Origin of the sequence: Burkholderia pyrrocinia (assembly GCF_018417535.1) — a bacterium.
Lineage (GTDB): Bacteria > Pseudomonadota > Gammaproteobacteria > Burkholderiales > Burkholderiaceae > Burkholderia > Burkholderia pyrrocinia_E.
Genome location: NZ_CP070977.1, coordinates 3,063,364 through 3,083,654, shown reverse-complemented (window position 1 = coordinate 3,083,654; position 20,291 = coordinate 3,063,364). Strand labels below are relative to the sequence as shown.

Genomic DNA, 20,291 nt, shown 5'->3' with positions numbered 1-20,291 from the left:
TCGGTAACGGCTTGTAAAAACAACCGTTAAATCTTGCAAGGTGCGGCGCGGACTGTGGCGAAAATGCCGCGCGCGCCCAACAAAAAACCCGCCGAAAGGCGGGTTTTTTTTGAACAGGCGCTGGTTTAACGCTTGTTGACGGCGTCCTTGAACGCCTTGCCAGCCGTGAACTTGACCGTCTTGGCTGCCGGGATCTTGATGGTTTCGCCGGTCTTCGGGTTGCGGCCCGTACGTGCTGCGCGCTTGCCCGAACCGAAGCTGCCGAAGCCGATCAGCTGAACCGCATCACCCTTCGACACGGCCTTCTTGATGACTTCGAGCAGCGTGTCCAGCGTTTCGCCGGTTTGAGCCTTGCTGGCGCCCGTTTGGGCGGCGACGGCGTCGATCAGTTCCTGTTTGTTCATTAAGGTTCCTTTATCAGGTTAGGTTGACACGAACAGCGCGAACGCGCCGATTATACGTGCGCGAACCGTGCCGTCGAGAGTCAGACTCCGACGACACAGCGCCGAATCCTGGCCCGCGCGACGCGCCCTCCGGCTTGCCGGCGGCCACCCCGCGGTACGGCGTTGCTATGATAGCGCAGCGCAAACCCAATAACGACAAGGGTTTCAAAGATTTTCGTCAGTATTTCGCCGAATGAATCGTCGACTGCCCGTTTTTTGACCTGCGCCAACCGGACAGGATACTCAGTGCGGTCCGCCCGTGCGCCGCGCCGTTGGCTTTTTCCAACGACCGGTCGGACGGCCCCGCGCAATCCCTTGCCAGGCTTGGCTGCCACGTTTTTTGTTTCGCATGCCCGACCGACTTGTTCCCGCCACGCTCGCGCTTCGCGACGACGGCACGCTCGTTTCGCCCGAGTACGGCGACCTCCATCGCGGCGCGTCTGGCGCGCTCGCACTTCACGTGTTCGTCTCCGGCAACAGGCTGCCGGCGCGCTGGCAAGGCCGCCGCACGTTCACGATCGTCGCGACGGGCTTCGGCACCGGCAGCCCCTTCCTCGCGACGTGGGCCGCGTGGCGCGACGATCCCGCGCGCTGCGAGCGGCTGCATTTCGTCGCCGTCGAGCCGCATCCGTTCTCGCGCGACGACCTGCGCCGCATCGCTTCCCATATCGTTGCCAACACAACCATATCGGCCGACATGGACGCATTGGTCGACGCGTGGCCGATGCTCGTGCCGGGCCTGCACCGGCTCGAATTCGACGAAGGGCGCGTGGTGCTCACGCTCGCGTTCGGCGCTGCAATCGACATGTTGACGAAGCTCGTCGCGCGCGCCGACGCGTTCTATCTTGACGGCTTCACGTCGTCGAACGACGCGGATCTGCACTCGACCGATGTCGTTCGCGCGCTCGCGAAGATCGCCGGCGAAGGCGCGACGTTTGCGACGCAGGCGAATTCCGCCGCCGTGAAACACGCACTCGGCGAATCGGGTTTCACGTATCGCGAGGTCGACGATCGGCTCGTCGGCGAATATGCGCCGCGCTGGCGCGCGCGCCGGCACGAGCCGCCGCGCGCACTGCCCGTTGCGGCGCGCCGCGCAATCGTGATCGGCGCGGGCCTGGCCGGCTGCGCGGTCGTCGAACGCCTGGCCGCGCGCGGCTGGGACGTCACGCTGATCGAGCGGCACGAACGAATCGCGAGCGAAGCGTCAGGCAATCCGGCCGGCGTATTCCACCCGCTGATGACGCGCGACGACAACGTCGCAAGCCGGCTCACGCGCAGCGGCTTCCTGCACGCGATCGCACGCTGGCGCGTACTCGAACGCGCGGGCCATGCGTTCGCGCGCAGCACGCACGGGATGATCCATCTCGCCGAATCGGCTGACGATTTCGCGCGGATGTGCGACGCATTCGATGCGTTCGGCGCGCCGTCCGACTATGTCTCGCTGCTCGATACCGATGCCGCGCGTGCGCATCTGAACCTGCCGGTCGCGCATGGCGGCCTGCTGTTTCCGCACGGCGGCGCCGTCTGGCCGGCCGGGTTGTGTGCGGCGCAATGCGCGGCGGCCGGGGAACGCGTGCGCCTGCTCGCGTCCACCGGCGTCGCGCGGCTCGAACGACGGGGCGACGCATGGCATACGCTCGATGCGGCGGGCGGCCTGCTGGCCGAAGCGCCCGTCGTCGTGCTTGCGAACGCGGGCGACGCCGTGCGTCTCGCGGGCCTGCAGCATGTCGTGCTGCAACCGGTGCGCGGCCAGCTCACGCTGCTGCCGCCGGGCAGCACGGCGGCGCTGCCGTGCCCGGCGATCGGCGACGGCTACGCGGTACCGCTCGACGACGGCACGCTGCTGATCGGCGCGACGTTCGAACCCGACGACGTCGATCCCGCGATGCGCACGGCCGGCCACATCGAAAACCTCGACCGCGTGCGGCACCTGCTGCCGGGCCTGATCGGCGACGTGCCGGATCTCGACACGCTGCGCGGCCGCGTTGCATTCCGCTGGGTCGTCGGCGATCGCCTGCCGCTGATCGGCCCGCTCGCCGACGAAGCGCAAGCCGTCGCGAACGCACGCGCGCTGAGCGGCGCAAAGGCGCGCGACCTGCCGCGCACGCCCGGCCTCTACGGCGCCTTCGGCTTTGGCTCGCGCGGCCTCGTGTGGGCCGCGCTCGGCGCCGAACTGATCGCATCGCAACTCGAAGGCGAGCCGTGGCCGCTCGAGCGCGAACTCGCCGAAGCCGTCGATCCCGCACGCTTCCTGATTCGCGCGCTGCGCGCGCGCCGCGTCGGTTCAACCGGCTGAACGGCCGCACGAATCGTTCACAGTTTCCCGATTTCCAGGCGCAAGGTTATCCACCCGGTGCTGTGGATAACCGCGCGGAATCCGCGCGCACTTCGTGTGTAATCACAGTGGACGTAAACTGGGCAACTCGGCACAGCTGTGGGACGGCCCAAAAGTTGCTCATATCAAACTTCTGTGCACGAACAGCCTGTGCAACGGGTTATGGTTTCGCCAACTCCTTGATCCGTCAGCGTAAACCAAAGTTATCCACAGAACTGTGCGGCCTTTGTTAACTTCTACTACGTATATATACAAGTAAACCTTTGAAACCAAAGACCTGTGGTGCCGCACAGCGCCGCGAGTCGTATTCAATGGGTTCCAGACCGAAAAAGCTGTGGCACAATCGGTGTCCTTCGCGTTCGTCCGGCCAGGCGCCGGACATGCTTCAATGGAACGGTCGGCACGATTTCGAATCTGAATCATCGAGACTGCGCAGTCCGTTCACACACCAGGCCGACAATCCAGATCGGCACCCTGTGCGACTTGCCGCCGAATGGCGGAACAGGCGGACCCCATGTCCCGCCGTCGTCGACCACAACAATCACATTCGGGGCGATACCCAGCCGGCGCGCATCCATTTCTGACGCTTGACCCCGCGTCGCTGGCGGTTGCTTCCAAAGGAGAAGTCACCACGATGAAGTCGGCGTTCTCATTCCTGCCCAACTGGCCGCTCGCGCCGGATGCCGTGTTCTGGGCCGGGCTCGCGCTGTTCGCGGCCGGCCTGTGTGGCGAACTGTGCTATCGCGCATGGCGCCTGCCACGCATCACCGGCTACGCGGTGATCGGTCTCGTCGCCGGATCGTTCGGATTCGGCGTGATCGACGCAAGCACCGACGAAACGTCGCGGCTGCTGATCGACGTCGCGCTCGGCCTGCTGCTGTTCGAGCTCGGCAGCCGCCTCGACCTGCGCTGGATCCGGCGCAATCCGTGGCTGGTCGCGTCGAGCCTTGCGGAGGCCACGCTGACGTTCGTGCTCGTGCTGTTCGTGATGCTCGCGCTCGGTGTATCGGGCATGGTCGCGCTCGTGCTGTCCGCGATCGCGATCGCGACGTCGCCGTCGATGGTGATCCAGCTCAAGACCGAACTGCGTGCGGAAGGGCAGGTGTCGCAACGTCTCATCACGCTCACCGCGCTCAACAGCGTGTATGCGATCGTGCTGACCAAGCTCGTGACGAGCTGGCTCCATCAGGAAGCGTACGGCAACGTTTTCGCGACGATCCTGCAACCCGTCTACCTGATCGTCGGTTCGTTCATCGTCGCGTATCTCGTCGCGCGTTCGTGCAATTTCCTGTTCCGTCACATGACGTCGACGATGCGCGACGAGCATTCGTTCGTCGCGCTGTTCGGGCTCGTGATGCTCGCGATCGCGGTGGCACAGGCGCTGAAGCTGTCGACGCTGCTCACGCTGCTCCTGGCGGGCATCATCGTGAAGAACCTCGAAGCGCGCCCGCAGCTGTGGCCCGAGCATTTCGGCACGGCCGGCTGGCTGCTGACGGTGATCCTGTTCGTGCTGACGCTCACGTCGTTCACGTGGGGCGACATCGCGCTCGGCGGGCTGCTCTCGATCGTGCTGATCGCCACGCGGCTCGTTGCAAAGCTCGCCGGTGTCGTCGCGTTCGCGAAGCCGAGCGGCATCGGGATGAAGCAGGGCGTCGCGCTCGGCATCGCGCTGACGCCGATGTCCGCGCTGTCGTACCTGCTCGTCGACGATACCTACCAGCTCTATCCGAATTTCGACCCGCACCTGCGCGCGATCGTGATGTGCACGATCGTGATCCTGCAGCTCGTCAGCCCGTTCGTCGTCTACCGCTGCCTGTCGGCGGTCGGCGAACGCAGCGACAGCAACTGATTCCGGAACCTGCCATGGCACTCGAAACCTTCGTCAATTCCGAACCGTTCACGTTCGGCGTCGAACTGGAGATCCAGGTCGTCAACACGCACAACTACGACCTGACCAAGGCTGCATCCGACCTGATGCGCCTGATCCAGGGCGAGACCTTTCCGGGCAACATCACGCCGGAAATCACCGAGAGCATGATCGAGCTGTCGACCGGCATTTGCCATTCGCACGAGCAGGCGGTCGGCGAGCTGCATGCGATCCGCGACGTGCTCGTGAAGGCGGCCGACCAGCTCAACGTCGGGCTCGCCGGCGGCGGCACGCACGCGTTCCAGCAATGGAGCGACCGGCAGATCTACGATGCGCCGCGCTTCCAGTACATCTCCGAGCTGTACGGTTATCTGGCCAAACAGTTCACCGTGTTCGGCCAGCACGTGCACATCGGCTGTCCCGATCCCGACAGCGCGCTGTTCCTGCTGCACTCGATGTCGCGCTTCATTCCGCACTTCATCGCGCTGTCCGCGTCGTCGCCGTTCGTGCAGAACGTCGACACGGGCTTCCATTCGGCACGCCTGAATTCGGTGTTCGCGTTCCCGCTGTCGGGCCGCGCGCCGTTCGTGCTGACCTGGGACAGCTTCGAGGAGTACTTCATGAAGATGGTGAACACGGGCGTCGTCAACTCGATGAAGGACTTCTACTGGGACATCCGTCCGAAGCCCGGTTACGGGACGATCGAGGTGCGCGTGATGGATACGCCGCTGTCGGTCGACCGCGCGGCGGCGATCGCCTGCTACATCCAGACGCTCGCGCGCTACCTGCTGACCGACCGGCCGCTGAAGCTGTCGGAGGACGACTACCTCGTCTACACATTCAACCGTTTCGAAGCGTGCCGCTTCGGGCTCGAGGGCACCTGCGTGAATCCTCAGACGGGTGAACGCCGCACGATCGCCGAGGACATCCTCGACACGCTCGACCGGATCGCGCCGCATGCGGCCGCGCTCGGTTCGCGCGCGGCGCTCGACGAGATCGGCGCGCTTGCCAAGGCGCGCGTGAACGACGCATCGTGGTTGAGAACCGTTTTCAAACAGGAAAAATCGCTGAACGAGACGGTCCGGCAGCAGTGCTTACGTTGGCGTGAATGAAAAAATGTTTTGCAGATTGCAGGCTCGACCGTGTCGCGATTCGCTGAACGACGGTCGGCGCCATTTCGTGCCGAAATCGTTGCCAGTCGCCCCGAAAATCTGTGGATAACCCGATATTCTGCTGCAAAGTCAACGATCTGCGGGTGGGATAACCCGGTGGATCATTGCCATCGACCCGATGGTCGATCCGAACAGGAAAATGTTGGCGCGCCCCGTTCCGCAGGCGCGCGGCATTGCATGCACTACGAAAAATTTCGGTTATCCAGCGATTTTCCACAGAATGCAGGGGATAACTTAGCTGTGCGATTTTCCGCTCTCGCTTAGAATGTCGGCTTTGCGGACACCGGAACGACGCGTGTCTCACCGGTCGCCGCGAACGCGACCGCCGCGTGTGCCTCGCGACGGCCGTGCTGATGCACTCGCAAGAGTGCGTCTGTTTTGAGATGGACATTCGATCTCCACACTACGGCCGCTCGGTAATCCGGGCGGCGGCAAAGCGAAAAGACTATGAGCGAAGGCGTTTACGGGAACCAGGCTTCGGGACGTGTCACCCACAGCCTGCTGCGGTTGAGTACGGCCATGCGAAGCCAGGCATGGGATTGGGCGGAAGGCGCGGGCCTCACGCCGACGCAGGGCGAGATCCTCGTGCTGCTGCTGCAGCGCAAGGGCCCGATGCGGCTCGGCGAGATCGCGCGCGAGACGCAGCTCACCGCGGCGACCACGAGCGACGCGGTCAGCACGCTCGAGACGAAGGGGCTGGTCGAGAAGCGCCGGGCGCTGGACGACGGCCGCGCGCTGGCCGTGCGCCTGTCGGCCCGTGGCCGCACGGCCGCGAAGAAGGCGCTGCAATGGCCTGAATTCCTGACGAAAGCGGTCGGCAAGCTCGGCGCGGACGAGCAGGGTGCACTGTATCGCGCGCTGCTGAAGACGCTGCGCGAACTGCAGGTGGCCGGTGCGACGCCGCCGCAGCGCATGTGCGTGACGTGCGCCCACTTCCAGCCGGGCAAGCTGTCGAAGAAGACCGTGCATTACTGCGCGGCGCTCGACATCTCGATGTCCGACAGCGACCTGCGTCTCGACTGCTCGGTGCAGGAAGAAGCCGACGCGGCGACGCAGAAGAAGACCTGGAAGATTTTCGCAGGCTGACGTCCGTCGATCGACCGGGAGGCCGATGATGAACGCTGAAGTCGTGGCGATCCGCCACGTGCATTTCGAGGATCTCGGGAGCTTCGAGCAGGTGCTCGGCGAACGGGGCCGGCGGGTGCGCTACGTCGACGTCGGGTCGTCGCGGATCGAGGTGCTCGACGTGCTCGAGCCGGCGCTGTTCGTCGTGCTCGGCGGGCCGCTCAGCGTGTACGACGACGCGCAGTATCCGACGATCGCGCCGCTCGCCGCGCTCGTGCGCCAGCGCATCGACGCGGGGCTGCCGATCCTCGGCATCTGCCTCGGCGCGCAGTTCATCGCCCGGGCGCTCGGCGCGCGCGTCTATCCGGCTGCGCAGCACGAACTCGGCTGGGCGCCGCTGACGCTCACCGATGCCGGGCGCGCGTCGCCGCTGCGCCATCTCGATGGCACAGCGACGTCGATGCTGCATTGGCATGGCGATACGTTCGACCTGCCGGGCGGCGCGATCCATCTCGCGTCGACGCCGGCCTGCCGCCACCAGGCATTCGCGTGGGGGCAGCACGTGCTGGCGCTGCAATGCCATCCGGAAATCCGCACCGACCGCTTCGAACCCTGGCTGATCGGGAACGCGGGCGAAATCGCGTCGACGCCCGGCATCGACGCGCGCCAGTTGCGTGCCGATACCGCGCAGCACGGCCCCGCGCTCGAGACGGCCGCGCGGCGCATGTTCGCGGAGTGGCTCGGCAGCGTCGGGCTCTGACGCCGGCGGCGGCGCCGTTCGCCGCGAATTTTTGGCCCGGCCTGTATCCGTTGCGGGCCGGCGCATCGTTGCATGCGATGCGTTTCCCGCCGCGCCGGCAACAGGTTGCCGGCCGTACCTGACCATCCGCTTACTGCCGATCGTGCCGTCTGCACGCTTCAAGCCTGCGTGCTACGCTCGTCCGCTCTTTCCCTTTCCAGGCGAGCGGCCTCCATGACTGCGCTGTTTTCCCCGTTCACGCTGCGCGGCGTGACCCTTCCGAACCGGATCGTGATCTCCCCGATGTGCCAGTACTCGGCCGAACGCGGGGAAGCGACCGACTGGCACATGATTCACCTCGGCCATCTCGCGCTGTCGGGCGCGGGCCTGCTCTGCATCGAGGCGACCGCCGTGGAACCCGAAGGGCGCATCACGCATGGCGACCTCGGCCTCTGGGACGACGTGACCGAAGCGGCGCTGAAGCCCGTACTGGCCGCGATCCGCAAGCATTCGCCGGTCCCCGTCGCGATGCAGTTGTCGCATGCGGGACGCAAGGCGTCGAGCGCCGTGCCCTGGCAGGGCGGCCAGCTCGTGTCGGTCGCCGACGGCGGCTGGCTGCCGCATGGGCCGTCGGCCGTGCCGCACAAGGAAGGCGAGACCCCGCCGCTCGCGCTCGACGCCGCGGGCCTGAACCGGATCCGCGACGCGTTCGCGGCTGCCGCGAAGCGGGCCGCGCGGCTCGGCATCGACGCGATCGAAGTGCACGCGGCGCACGGCTACCTGCTGCACCAGTTCCTGTCGCCGCTCGCGAACCGGCGCACCGACGAATACGGCGGCTCGCGGGAGAACCGGATGCGTTTTCCGCTCGAGATCTTCGAGATCGTGCGCGCGGCGTTTCCGGAGGACCGGCCGGTCGGCGTGCGCGTGTCCGCGACCGACTGGGTCGAAGGCGGCTGGGAGCTTGACGACACGATCGCATTCGCGCACGAACTGAAGCGCCGTGGCTGCGACTGGATCGACGTGTCGTCCGGCGGCGTGTCGCCGCTGCAGAAGATTCCACTGTCGCCCGGCTACCAGGTGCCGTTCGCGCAGGCCGTGAAGCGCGCGGTCGGCATGCCGACGATGGCGGTCGGCCTGATCAACGAGCCCGCGCATGCGAACCGGCTCATCGAGGCCGGCGATGCCGATTTCGTCGCGATGGCGCGCGCGATGCTTTACGACCCGCGCTGGCCGTGGCACGCGGCCGCCGAACTCGGCGCGCAAGTGACGGCGCCGCCTCAGTACTGGCGCTCGCAGCCGCGCGAGCACAAGGCGTTGTTCGGCGACATCGCGTTCGGCCAGCGTTGAGCGTCAAGCGCGCAATATTGCGCGCGATGTTGAACGAAGCAATATCGAACGTGTAGGATGCGGGTGATTCGCCGCATGCCCCGACGCGGCACCAACCGGTGCCGCGTTTTCGTTTGGCGCGACGCCAGGTCGCGATCGCGGCCGTCTTCCATTCATTCGTCTTCACAAGGATTCGTTCGATGAGTTCACGCAGGATCGCGGTGCGCCGCTCGGGAGTACACGGCAAGGGCGTGTTCGCGGTGGCGCCGATCAAGGCCGGCGAACGCGTAGTGGAATACAAGGGCGAGCGAATTTCGTGGAAGGAAGCGCTGCGCCGCCATCCGCACGATCCGAGCGAGCCGAACCATACGTTCTACTTCGCACTGGACGAAGGTGGCGTGATCGACGGCAAGATCGACGGCAACAGCGCGCGCTGGATCAACCATTCGTGCGCGCCGAACTGCGAAGCCGAGGAAGTCAAAGGCCGCGTGTACATCCACGCACTGCGCGACATCGGGCCGGAAGAGGAGCTGTTCTACGACTACGGCCTCGTGATCGACGCGAAGCTGACGAAGACGCTCAAGCGCGAATACGCATGCCATTGCGGCGCGGCTTCGTGCCGCGGCACGCTGCTCGCAACGTCGGACGACGGCGAGAAGAAGAAAAAGAAGAAGGACAAGAAGGACGGCAAGTCCGAGTCCAGGGCGAAGGACAAGAAAAACAAGAAGTGACGCCGGCGGCGGCGCATCGTGCGCTGCCGCTGCCGCTGCCGCTGCCGCTGCCGCATACGGCTGCCGCGTTGCGCGGCAGTCCTTTCCGTTTCCTTGTCCGCCGGGCGGCCCGGTCAACGGTCACCCGACGCGAATTCGCCCGGGGAATCGCTCAATGCGCCGACGCGGCGGCCGGCGTTTCGCTGGCGGGCTTTTCCGTGCGCTGCGCGAGCGGTACCCGCACCACGAAGCGCGAGCCGCCTTCCGGCGCATCCTCGTACGACACGGTGCCGCCATGCATCGCGATGATGTCGTGCACGATCGCGAGCCCGAGCCCGGCGCCCGTCTCGACACCGTTGCCGCTCTGCGCGTCGCCGCGGAAGAAGCGCTTGAACAGGTCGGCCTGCTGGTTCGCCGGGACGCCCGGGCCGTTGTCCTCGACGACGATCTCGGCGGCCGGCAGGCCATCTTCGAGCGCACTGCGCGCGACGTTCACCGTGATCCGCGCGCCGTCCGGCCGCGCGAGCGGCACGTATTTCAGCGCATTGTCGAGCAGGTTCGCGATCACCTCGCGCAGCAGCACGGGGTTGCCGCGGACCATCAGCTTCTCGTCGTCGCCGGGGTCGTCGCTGCGCTGGAAGCCGAGGTCGACATGCGACGCGAGCGCGCGCGGCACCCATTCGGCGCCCGTCTCGAACGCCATCGCCGCAAGGTCGACGTCGACGAACCGAGCGGCCTGCTCGCCCGGTTCCGCGCGGGCGAGCGACAGCAACTGGTTCGACAGCCGCACCGCGCGGTCGGCGGCCGCGCGCAGTTCGCGCACCGCGGCGAAGGTCTGGTGCGGGTCGCGCGCGACGGCTGCCTGCTCCGCGTGCAGCTTCACGGCCGTGAGCGGCGTGCGCAACTGGTGCGCGGCATCGGCGATGAACTTGCGCTGCGCGTCGAGCGCGGTCTTCAGGCGGCCGAGCAGCGCGTTCATCGCGCTCGTCAGCGGCCGGATCTCCAACGGTACCTCGGTTTCGTCCACCGGTTCCAGCGACGTGTGGGTCTGCCGGTTCAGCGAATCGGCGAGATGCGTGAGCGGGCCGAGCTGCTGGTTCACCACGCGCCACACGATGCCCCAGCCCGCGAGCAGCAGCAGCAGCAGCGGCATCATGATCGCGACGAGGAATTCGGCCGCGATCCGGTAGCGGTGCCGCACCGGCTGCGCAACCTCGACGACCATCGGCTTGCCGCCTTCGACGTCGTCGACGCGCACCTGCGCGACCCGCACCGCACGGTTGTCGTACTCGGCCTCGAACACGTAGGCGTGATGCATGCGGCGCACGTTGATGCCCTGCAGCGGCAGCTTCGGATCGCCGGCGAGCTCCTGTTCGCCGTCGCTGATCCGGTAGATCAGCGCTTCCGCGGGATCGGAGAACATCGCCTGCGCGAGCGGCGGCACCGTGAACGGCGCGTCGGGGCCGGCGATCTGGATCTGTTTCGAGATGGCGGTTGCGAGATCGGCGAGCGAGCGGTCGATCACGTGCTGCGTGTATTGCCACGCGAGCCAGTAGGCGATCAGGCCGCTCATCAGCGCGAGCATCGACAGCGGTGCGGCGAGGCGCCGGAGCAGCGAGCGGCGCAGGCTGGTGGTCACAGCCGGATCAGGAGACATTTCGACGGGCAAATGGATAAGCGCCGCTCACGGGGAGCGGCGCGGTCGTGCGCCGGGCGACGACGCGGAGCAGGGCGCATACGCCGGCGGCACGCGGCCGGCCGGCACGGCGCCGCTCAGACGCTCGCGGTCTGGCGGATTTCCTGCAGCAGGTAGCCGAAACCGCGCACGGTGACGATTTCGACACGGCACTGCTCGAGTTTCTTGCGCACGCGGTGCACATAGACTTCGATCGCGGTGTCGCCGAGATCGCCGCCGAAGTGCGTGAGGTGGTCCTGCAACTGGGCCTTGCTGACGACGCGGCCGTGACGCAGCAGCAGCATCTCGAGCACCGCGAACTCGCGCGGCGACAGTTCGAGCGGCTTGTCGTCGTTGAAGATGCGGCGATCGACGCCCGACAGGCGGACGCCGCCGAGCGACACTTCCGGACGCGGCATGTCGCTGTGCGGGCCGCTGCGGCGCATCACTGCGCGGATGCGCGCTTCGAGCTCGGCCGGCTCGAACGGCTTGAGCATGTAGTCGTCGGCGCCCGAGTTCAGGCCCTGGATCCGGTCGTTCAGCTCGTCGCGTGCGGTCAGCACGATGACGGGCGTGTGGCGGTTGGTCTGGCGGAAACGCGTGAGCAGCGTCATCCCGTCGATGCCCGGCAGGCCGAGGTCGAGGATCACGAGTTCGTGGCGGTTTTGTGCCAGCGCCTGTTCGGCAAAAATGCCGTCATGCACCATGTCGACGGTGAAGCCAGCCTGCTCGAGGCTGCTCTGGATACCGCGTGCGATGGGGCGGTCGTCTTCGATCAGAAGGAGTCGCATGAAGTTCGCTCAAGTACAATGGGTTGGCGGTTCAGGCACGCGGACAGCACGAAGCCGTTTCCACAGGGGCGCCGCATCGCGTGACATCAAGCATGGCGGCCAGCGAACGATTAAATCCAAACATGTCCGATATTTCGATCAACGACCTCGAAGCCGCGATCAATTTCTGGCGCGCCCGCTCGCCATCGAGCGGCGACGAACTCAAACTCTGCGAAGAGGCCAGCGCGCTCTCCAAGCCGTATGCGCTGCTGATTGTACAGCGCGAAAGCGCGCTGCAACTGGAAGGTTTGGACCCCAAGGCACGGAAAGCCTACGAGACTTACGTGCGCCTTAAGGATGGCTTGGAAAGCTGAAGGCTTTCGCTGACTACATCCTAGAAAACGTTCATCGAAATGAAAAGTTGACGCGCCGCGCATCGAAAGATGCGCGGCGGTAGAGGAAGGCCTCAGGCGGCCGGTTTCGCGTGCGCGCCGGCGCGGTCGACGAACAGCGCGAGTTCGATGTCGCGTTCGGTCAGGCCGTCGGCGTCGTGGGTCGACAGCGTGACGTCGACGCGGTTGTATACGTTGAACCATTCCGGATGGTGGTTCATTTCCTGCGCCTTGATCGCGACGCGCGTCATGAAGCCGAACGCTTCGTTGAAATCGGCGAAGCGCAGGCTGCGCTGGATTGCATCGCGGCCCGGCACGGCTGTCCAGAGCGGCAGGCCTTCGAGTCGGGTCTTGCGTTCTTCTGATGTGAGCTTGTGGATCATCTTGCACCTCTCGTTCGGTAACGGCGCCCGCGCGCGGTTGCGCCGCGCGGTGCGGCCGGCACCGGTCATTGTTTCATAGTTGTGCGACGGGCATCCGGGGACGGCCATCCGGGGGCGGCGATCCGGCCCCTGCGCATCACGCGTCGGCGTCGTCGGGCCAGCCTTCGCCCGTGCCGTGATGCAGCACGCGGTCGGTATCGAGCACCGCGCCGGCCGCGAATTCGGGCAGCGCCGCGAGCCGGTCGGCCAGCGCGCGGCCGTCGACGTCGGCGAGCGCGAACAGTTGCGCGAAATCGTCGATCACGAAGTAGGTCTTCTGGAACGTGTCGATCCGGTACTTCGTGCGCATCACGCGTTCGAGGTCGAAGCCGAGCCGGTTCGGCGCCGCGCTTTCGAGGCTGTACAGGCTTTCGCCCTTGCTCGACACGATCCCGGCGCCGTAGATCGACAGCCCGTTCGTGCCGCGCGGGTCGCGGATCAGCCCGAATTCGACCGTATACCAATAGAGGCGCGCGAGCCGCGCAAGCGCCGCTTCGTCGTCGGCCACGGCGAGCGCGGTGCGGCCGTACGCCTGCATGTAGTCGGCGAACACCGGGTCGATCAGCAGCGGCACGTGGCCGAACAGATCGTGGAAGCAGTCGGGTTCCTGCAGGTAGTCGAGCTGGTCGGGACGGCGCATCCACCAGGTGACCGGAAAACGCCGGTTCGCGAGATGCTCGAAGAACACGCGGTCGGGCACGAGGCCCGGCACCGCGACGATCTTCCAGCCCGTTGCGGGCTTCAACTGGCGATTCACGTCGGCGAACGACGGCACGCGGTCGGCGGGCAGGTCGATCTTGCCGAGCCCCGCGACGAACGCGTCGCATGCGCGTCCGCGCAGCAGCGCCGACTGGCGCGCATAGAGCTGCTTCCACACCGCATGGTCGACCTGGCCGTAGCGTTCGAGCGGCTGGTCGATGGTGAAATCTGCGCGGGTTTCGAGGCCCGCGTCGAACTGCTCCTGCAGTTTCGCTGTGACGACGGTGGACATGATCAGGCTCTGCACGCTGTGGTTGGGAACCATGCAAGTGTAGAGCGGCCTGCGCGCGGAATGGGCGCAAAGTTGGCGTTGATTTGCTTATTGATGCGATAATCGCGCATCAAATCATGAATCAATGCGGAGAATGCTCATGCTGGAACTCGATCACTTCGATCTCGCGCTGCTGGACGTGCTGCAGCGCTTCGGTCGCGCGACGCATCAGCAGCTCGGCGAGGAGGTGCCGCTGTCGCCGTCGCAGATCGGCCGGCGGCTGCAGCGGCTCGAGGCGGCAGGCGTGATCGAGGGCTACCGCGTGATGCTGCGGCCCGAAAAGCTCGGGCTCGGCGTCACCGCGTTCACGAGCCTGAAGCTCAAGCACCACGGCGATTCGATCATCGAGCAGTTCCAGCAGCAGATCGACGTGCTGCCCGAAGTGCTCGAATGCCATGCGGTGGTGGGCGACGCCGACTACCTGCTGCGGATCGTCGCGCCCGACCTGAACGCGTTGTCGCAGTTCGTGATGAAGAAGCTGATGCGCGTGCCGGGCGTCGACAGCGTGCGCTCGAACATCGTGCTGACGACCTTCAAGCGCAACGGCGCGCTGCCGCTCGCGCACCTGGCGCCCGGCGCCGCGTGACGCGGCAGCCGGCGCAAGCCCGTTATTAGCGGGAACGGGCCCTAGGCGGTGAGTGCCGCACCGCCGCCGGCGGGGTCGGATCAGGCCGCTTCGTGCTGCGTGTCCGCGTTCAGCAGGTCGACGTACGCGAGCGCGACGAGATCGTCCTGCGATACGCCGAGCTTCGTGAACACGTCGTGCGCTTCGGCTTCGCCGCCGGCTTCGTCGTCGTCGGGGCCGAGCACGACTTCCAGTTCGATGAAGTCGCCGAGGCCGTCGACGCGGTCGAGGTGGATGCGCGTGCGGCCGGCGAGGTACACGTGCCGTTCCTTCGTCACGATTCCGCGCGTGGTCAGTGCGGTCGCGAGGAGCGCGTGCATCGCGTCGGGATTCGTCACGGGGCTGCGCGTGTAGTACGACGCCTTCGGGCCGTCGCGGTCGTCGCGCTGGTAGAAGATCAGCTCGGCCGGCGTGCCGTCCTCGAAGCGGCGCAGCTTCAGCCGGCCGCGCGGCACGTCATAGAAGAAATCCTGCTGGCGGTAGAACAGCGGCGCTTCGGTCGCGAGCGTCGCCGCGCGTTCGCGCAGCCGGTCGAATTCGCGGGCGCGGGCTTTGATCTCGATGTTGCGGGCCATGCGGGTCTCCTTCAAGAGGGGTCTCGCGGTGTGCGAACGCACAATCTAGCAAAAAGGCAGGGATGGTGGCGTGACGGCGGGCGGGGGGCGTGGCGAGATGCCGCGTGCGTGCCCGGCGCCGGCGTCCGGTGCATGGCCGGTTGCGCCTTCATCAGCACCGCTCATATTGCCCACTGAGCTTCGATCAGCCGCAGCGCGGCCGCGATCGCCGGTTCGCCGCGCCGCTCGGCAAGCGTCACGAACGTCAGTTCGGTCGGCACCGTCACGCGCTCGACGATCGTCAGCGCATGTGCGTGCGCTTCCGCCAGCGCGGTCGAGTCGCGCGCGAGCGTCAACCCGATGCCTGATTTGACGAGGTCGAGCATCGACTGCTCCTGGTCGACCTCGGCGACCTTCACGGGCTGCGCGCCGGCCTGCGCGAAGCGCCGCGACAGCAGCCGGTGATGCGCGGACTCCGGCGGCGTCCAGATCCACGGCAGCGCGGCGAGCGCGCGCCAGTCGTGCGCGCGCTGCACACGCTCCTTCCAGCCGGCCGGCGCGAGCACGCGGTACTGGAAACGGGTGAGCGTGACGGTATGGAACAGCGCGCCGTCGAGCGGATCGTCCTCGCCGGGCCGGCCGATGTAGTAGCCGACGTCGAGCGCCTGCGCGCGCACCTGTTCGATCACCCAGCCCGACATCCCGTGCCGCAGCGCAGTCTCGATCTGCGGATGGGTCTCGACCAGCGCGCGCAGGAAGCCGCCGAGCCGCAGGAAGCCCGGATCGAGGATCGTGCCGATCCGCAGCCGGCCGCGCACCTCGTGCCGCAGCGCGGCAGCGGCGCGCTGCACGTCGGCGGCCGCGGCGAGCGCGCGTTCCGCATGCGGCAGCAGCGTCTGGCCGTCGCGCGTGAGCGCGAGCCCGCGCGACGTGCGCGTGAACAGCGCGACGCCGAGCGTTTCCTGCAGATGCTTGATCTGCAGGCTGACGGCCGGTTGCGTCAGGTGCAGTTGCGCGGCGGCGCGCGTCAGGTTGCCTTCGCGCGCGACCGTCGCGAACGCGCGGAGCAGGGTGAGATCCATCGTCGTGATATGAGCGCTGCTTATAACGCAGTTCAGCATAACTCATTGGATCGGCGGCCGGCAGCCGGAGTACGCTTCATCGGTCGCGTCGCCCGGCGGATTTTGGCCGGCATCGGGCCGGGGGTACGGCAGGGGCGGGCGGAGGCTCGCTCGGCCCGCGACGCACTATGCTTGAAATGACGCGCGGCATCGCGCCGCGCGGCGCACAACAACAAGCTTTGCATGGGACCAGCGCAAGCGCTGACTCAATCCAACCACGCCATGGGACCAGCGTAAGCGCTAAAGCGCTAACTCTGATCGACCGCCGTGGGGATGGAGTAGGCGCTGAAGCGCCAACTCCATCCAGCCACGCCATGGGATCAGAGTAAGCGCTGAAGCGCTAACTCTGATCGACAGGAGACAAGCCGTGAATACACAACGCACGCTCGAAGGCGAATTCGATTACGTGATCGTCGGCGCGGGCACCGCGGGCTGCGTGCTCGCGAACCGTCTGACCGAGGATCCCGATATCCGCGTACTGCTGCTCGAAGCGGGCGGCAAGGACGACTATCACTGGATCCATATCCCGGTCGGTTATCTGTATTGCATCGGCAACCCGCGCACCGACTGGCTGTACAAGACGCAGCCCGAAGCGGCGCTCAACGGCCGTGCGCTGTCGTATCCGCGCGGCCGCGTGCTCGGCGGCTGCTCGTCGATCAACGGGATGATCTACATGCGCGGCCAGCGCGAGGATTACGACAACTGGGCGCAGGAAACCGGCGACGCCGGCTGGTCGTGGGACAGCGTGCTGCCGATCTTCAAGCGCAGCGAGGATCACCATGCGGGCGCGAGCGACGCGCACGGCGCGGGCGGCTACTGGCGCGTCGAGAAGCAGCGGCTGCGCTGGGAGATCCTCGAATCGTTCGCGCAGGCCGCGCAGCAGACGGGCATCCCGGCGACCGACGATTTCAACCGCGGCGACAATTCGGGGGTCGGCTATTTCGAGGTGAACCAGAAGCGCGGCGTGCGCTGGAATACGTCGAAGGCGTTCCTGCGGCCCGCGATGGCGCGCCCGAACCTGACCGTGATCACCGGCGCGCAGGCGCAGCGCGTGATCTTCGAAGGGCGGCGCGCGGTCGGCGTCGAGTATCGCGGCGGCGGCACCGAGTACGTCGCGCGGGCACGTGCGGAAGTGCTGCTGACGTCCGGCGCGGTGAATTCGCCGCAACTGCTCGAACTGTCCGGTATCGGCGACGGCCGGCGCCTGCAGGCGCTCGGCATCGATGTCGTGCAGGATCTGCCGGGCGTCGGCGAAAACCTGCAGGACCACCTGCAATTGCGGATGGCGTTTCGCGTCGAAGGCGTGCGCACGCTCAACACGCTGTCAGCGCACTGGTGGGGCAAGCTGATGATCGGCGCGGAATATGCATTGCTGCAGCGCGGGCCGATGTCGATGGCGCCGTCGCAACTCGGCGCATTCGCGAAATCCGATCCCGAAGATCCCGCGCTCACGCGCCCCGATCTCGAATACCACGTGCAGCCGCTGTCGCTCGAACGCTTCGGCGAGCCGCTGCACAGCTTCAATGCGTTTACGGCATCGGTCTGCCATCTGCGGCCGACGTCGCGCGGCAGCGTGCATGTCACGAGCGCCGATCCGGGCATGGCCCCCGCGATCGCGCCGAACTATCTGTCGACCGACCACGATCGCCATGTCGCCGCGAACGCGCTGCGCCTCACGCGCCGGATCGCGTCCGCGCCGGCGCTTGCGCGCTATCGTCCCGAGGAAATCCTGCCGGGCGTGCAGTATCGGACCGAGGCCGAGCTGATCGATGCGGCCGGCGCCGTCGGCACGACGATCTTCCATCCGGTCGGCACCTGCCGGATGGGGCGTGCCGATGACGAGCACGCGGTTGTCGACAGCCGGCTGCGCGTGCGCGGCATCGCCGGATTGCGCATCGTCGATGCATCGGTGATGCCGTTCATTACATCGGGCAACACCAATTCGCCGACGCTGATGATCGCCGAGCGCGCGAGCGACATGATCCGTGCCGATCGCCGCGCGGCGCGCGACGCGACGCCGGTGCGAACGGAGGCGGTGGTGACGGCCGCGTGACGGAACGGCTGACACGCACGACAGCGGGCCGTCATGCTGGCGCCCGCTGATTCGATATGCGAAACAAGCTGCCGTTGCTGTGGCCGTGCCGGTTGCGGCGGATCGGACGGCAAGATTCATGCAAGCCGCGCAGTCGCGCGGCTTTTTCAATTACATGCGTGCCGCACGTTGAGCGCGATCAACGGTCGATGATGCACGTGTCAAAAAAGCGTGGCGAAAAACCATGCATGGCGTCATGCCGCATGGCGGCCAGCCCTATAAGTGCAAATCCCGATGATTGCACTGCACCAACGGCGCGACAATGTTGCGCAATGTGCATACGCGTCGGCGCGGGAGACCACCCTCGAGGCGTACCACGGCGCCCGGGGGCAGCCGGCTGATCCGCTGACCTGTTCGCGGTCGCTTGCACCACGCATCCCGGTGCTTCGCCTGACTTCGTACGGAAGGGAACATGATTCTCGGCGACACGATTCTGGAAACACGCGGACTGACGAAGGAATTCAGGGGTTTCACCGCCGTGAACGGCGTCAACCTGCGTGTGCGTCGCGGCGCGATTCATGCGCTGATCGGGCCGAACGGCGCGGGCAAGACCACCTGCTTCAACCTCCTCACCAAGTTCCTGACACCGACGGCCGGCCAGATCGTCTTCAACGGGATCGACATCACCGACGAGCGGCCCGCGCAGGTCGCGCGGCGCGGCATCATCCGTTCGTTCCAGATCTCGGCCGTGTTCCCGCACCTGACCGCGCTGCAGAACGTGCGCATCGGCTTGCAGCGCGCGCTCGGCACCGAATTCCATTTCTGGCGCAGCGAACGCACGCTGAAGCGGCTCGACGACCGCGCGATGGATCTCCTGACGCAGGTTGGCCTCACCGATTTCGCGCACGTGCCGACCGTCGAGCTTGCATACGGCCGCAAGCGCGCGCTCGAGATCGCGACGACGCTGGCGATGGAGCCCGAACTGATGCTGCTCGACGAGCCCACGCAGGGGATGGGCCACGAGGACGTCGACCGCGTGACCGCGCTGATCAAGAAGGTCGCGAGCGGCCGCACGATCCTGATGGTCGAGCACAACATGAACGTGATCGCGGGCATCTCCGACACGATCACCGTCCTGCAACGCGGCGAGGTGCTGGCCGAAGGCTCGTATGCGGAAGTGTCGAAGAATCCGCTCGTCATCGAAGCCTATATGGGCAGTGCCGATGCGGCGCTCGCAGGGGCGCACGCATGAAGCACAGCGAACGGGAGGAACGCGAATTGAGCGGCGTCGAGAGTGCTACGCCCGCGCTGGAGATCACGGGCCTGGAGGCCTGGTACGGGGAATCCCACATATTGCACGGTGTCGACCTGACGGTGCATCGCGGCGAGGTCGTCACGCTGCTCGGCCGCAACGGCGCGGGCCGTACGACGACGCTGCGCGCGATCATGGGCCTCACGGGCCGCCGCAACGGGTCGATCAAGGTCGCGGGCAACGAGACGATCGGCCTCGCGACGCACCGCATCGCGCATTTCGGCGTGGGTTACTGCCCGGAGGAGCGCGGGATCTTCTCCAGCCTGTCGTGCGAGGAGAACCTGATGCTGCCGCCGCCGATCGGGCCGCGCGAGCACGCGATGTCGCTCGACGAGATCTACGCGATGTTCCCGAACCTCGCGTCGCGCCGGCAGAGCCAGGGCACGCGGCTGTCCGGCGGCGAGCAGCAGATGCTCGCGGTCGCGCGGATCCTGCGCACCGGCGCGAACCTGCTGCTGCTCGACGAGATTTCCGAAGGCCTCGCGCCGGTGATCGTGCAGACGCTCGCACGGATGATCGTCGCGCTGAAGGCGCGCGGCTACACGATCGTGATGGTCGAACAGAATTTCCGCTTCGCCGCGCCGCTTGCCGACCGCTTCTACGTGATGGAGCACGGCCGCATCGTCGAGCATTTCGGTGCGGCCGAACTGGAAAGCAAGATGCCGACCCTGCACGACCTGCTCGGGGTGTGACGCCGCCCC

The 20,291-nt window shown here is 66.6% G+C and carries 19 protein-coding genes; 12 read left to right on the top strand and 7 right to left on the bottom strand.

Annotation, left to right across the window (positions count from 1 at the left end; all coding sequences use genetic code 11):
- Nucleotides 1-125 precede the first annotated feature (125 nt).
- The gene (locus JYG32_RS14285; RefSeq protein WP_006401505.1) at nt 126-404 is read right to left on the bottom strand and encodes an HU family DNA-binding protein; all 279 of its coding nucleotides are present in this window, start codon (nt 402-404) and stop codon (nt 126-128) included.
- A 388-nt stretch (nt 405-792) separates the two neighbouring features.
- Between JYG32_RS14285 and mnmC the strand changes: the two genes are divergently transcribed.
- From mnmC to JYG32_RS14250, 7 genes are all read left to right on the top strand, one after another.
- Nucleotides 793-2,739: a bifunctional tRNA (5-methylaminomethyl-2-thiouridine)(34)-methyltransferase MnmD/FAD-dependent 5-carboxymethylaminomethyl-2-thiouridine(34) oxidoreductase MnmC gene (mnmC, locus tag JYG32_RS14280; RefSeq protein ID WP_213263884.1), complete on the top strand. Its 1,947-nt coding sequence runs from the start codon at nt 793-795 to the stop codon at nt 2,737-2,739.
- 673 nt (nt 2,740-3,412) lie between these two features.
- Nucleotides 3,413-4,627, top strand: a complete 1,215-nt coding sequence (locus JYG32_RS14275) for a cation:proton antiporter (protein WP_174380319.1) — start codon at nt 3,413-3,415, stop codon at nt 4,625-4,627.
- A gap of 14 nt (nt 4,628-4,641) precedes the next feature.
- Nucleotides 4,642-5,757 (top strand): YbdK family carboxylate-amine ligase, encoded by a 1,116-nt coding sequence (locus tag JYG32_RS14270; RefSeq protein ID WP_174380320.1) that lies wholly within the window; start codon nt 4,642-4,644, stop codon nt 5,755-5,757.
- Between the two features lie 507 nt (nt 5,758-6,264).
- Entirely contained in the window at nt 6,265-6,903 is a 639-nt protein-coding gene (locus tag JYG32_RS14265) for a MarR family winged helix-turn-helix transcriptional regulator (RefSeq protein WP_072442632.1), read from the top strand.
- A 28-nt stretch (nt 6,904-6,931) separates the two neighbouring features.
- Complete coding sequence (locus JYG32_RS14260) at nt 6,932-7,642, top strand: glutamine amidotransferase (RefSeq protein WP_213263883.1); 711 nt, start codon at nt 6,932-6,934, stop codon at nt 7,640-7,642.
- Between the two features lie 213 nt (nt 7,643-7,855).
- Complete coding sequence (locus JYG32_RS14255) at nt 7,856-8,968, top strand: NADH:flavin oxidoreductase/NADH oxidase (protein ID WP_174380322.1); 1,113 nt, start codon at nt 7,856-7,858, stop codon at nt 8,966-8,968.
- Nucleotides 8,969-9,147: 179 nt separating this feature from the next.
- Entirely contained in the window at nt 9,148-9,678 is a 531-nt protein-coding gene (locus JYG32_RS14250; RefSeq protein WP_174380323.1) for an SET domain-containing protein, read from the top strand.
- A 151-nt stretch (nt 9,679-9,829) separates the two neighbouring features.
- Here JYG32_RS14250 and JYG32_RS14245 read toward each other — a convergent pair whose 3' ends face one another.
- A complete protein-coding gene (locus JYG32_RS14245) occupies nt 9,830-11,314 on the bottom strand; it encodes a sensor histidine kinase (RefSeq protein WP_174380324.1) in 1,485 nt (494 codons plus the stop codon).
- A 116-nt stretch (nt 11,315-11,430) separates the two neighbouring features.
- The gene (locus JYG32_RS14240; protein ID WP_006401494.1) at nt 11,431-12,123 is read right to left on the bottom strand and encodes a response regulator; all 693 of its coding nucleotides are present in this window, start codon (nt 12,121-12,123) and stop codon (nt 11,431-11,433) included.
- A 122-nt stretch (nt 12,124-12,245) separates the two neighbouring features.
- Here JYG32_RS14240 and JYG32_RS14235 point away from each other — a divergent pair, with 122 nt between their 5' ends.
- Complete coding sequence (locus JYG32_RS14235) at nt 12,246-12,476, top strand: DUF3717 domain-containing protein (RefSeq protein ID WP_034183818.1); 231 nt, start codon at nt 12,246-12,248, stop codon at nt 12,474-12,476.
- Nucleotides 12,477-12,568: 92 nt separating this feature from the next.
- On the opposite strand, the gene JYG32_RS14230 is transcribed toward JYG32_RS14235, so the two are convergent.
- Nucleotides 12,569-12,877, bottom strand: a complete 309-nt coding sequence (locus JYG32_RS14230; RefSeq protein ID WP_174380325.1) for a 4a-hydroxytetrahydrobiopterin dehydratase — start codon at nt 12,875-12,877, stop codon at nt 12,569-12,571.
- Nucleotides 12,878-13,013: 136 nt separating this feature from the next.
- Nucleotides 13,014-13,940: a phenylalanine 4-monooxygenase gene (gene phhA / locus JYG32_RS14225; protein WP_213263882.1), complete on the bottom strand. Its 927-nt coding sequence runs from the start codon at nt 13,938-13,940 to the stop codon at nt 13,014-13,016.
- Nucleotides 13,941-14,046: 106 nt separating this feature from the next.
- Between phhA and JYG32_RS14220 the strand changes: the two genes are divergently transcribed.
- On the top strand, nt 14,047-14,532 hold the full coding sequence (locus JYG32_RS14220) for an Lrp/AsnC family transcriptional regulator (RefSeq protein WP_006408082.1): 486 nt from the start codon (nt 14,047-14,049) through the stop codon (nt 14,530-14,532).
- An 80-nt stretch (nt 14,533-14,612) separates the two neighbouring features.
- Here JYG32_RS14220 and JYG32_RS14215 read toward each other — a convergent pair whose 3' ends face one another.
- The gene (locus JYG32_RS14215) at nt 14,613-15,146 is read right to left on the bottom strand and encodes a class IV adenylate cyclase (RefSeq protein WP_213263881.1); all 534 of its coding nucleotides are present in this window, start codon (nt 15,144-15,146) and stop codon (nt 14,613-14,615) included.
- 161 nt (nt 15,147-15,307) lie between these two features.
- Nucleotides 15,308-16,207 carry a LysR family transcriptional regulator gene (locus JYG32_RS14210; RefSeq protein WP_174380328.1) on the bottom strand — a complete coding sequence of 300 codons (900 nt, stop codon included), beginning with the start codon at nt 16,205-16,207 and terminating at the stop codon, nt 15,308-15,310.
- 406 nt (nt 16,208-16,613) lie between these two features.
- Here JYG32_RS14210 and JYG32_RS14205 point away from each other — a divergent pair, with 406 nt between their 5' ends.
- The 3 genes from JYG32_RS14205 (at nt 16,614) to JYG32_RS14195 (ending at nt 20,282) form a co-directional block, all read left to right on the top strand.
- On the top strand, nt 16,614-18,299 hold the full coding sequence (locus JYG32_RS14205; protein WP_213263880.1) for a GMC family oxidoreductase: 1,686 nt from the start codon (nt 16,614-16,616) through the stop codon (nt 18,297-18,299).
- Between the two features lie 451 nt (nt 18,300-18,750).
- The gene (locus tag JYG32_RS14200; RefSeq protein ID WP_006477266.1) at nt 18,751-19,530 is read left to right on the top strand and encodes an ABC transporter ATP-binding protein; all 780 of its coding nucleotides are present in this window, start codon (nt 18,751-18,753) and stop codon (nt 19,528-19,530) included.
- A complete protein-coding gene (locus JYG32_RS14195; protein WP_174380330.1) occupies nt 19,527-20,282 on the top strand; it encodes an ABC transporter ATP-binding protein in 756 nt (251 codons plus the stop codon). The genes JYG32_RS14200 and JYG32_RS14195 overlap by 4 nt, the downstream gene beginning before the upstream one ends.
- Nucleotides 20,283-20,291 lie beyond the last annotated feature (9 nt).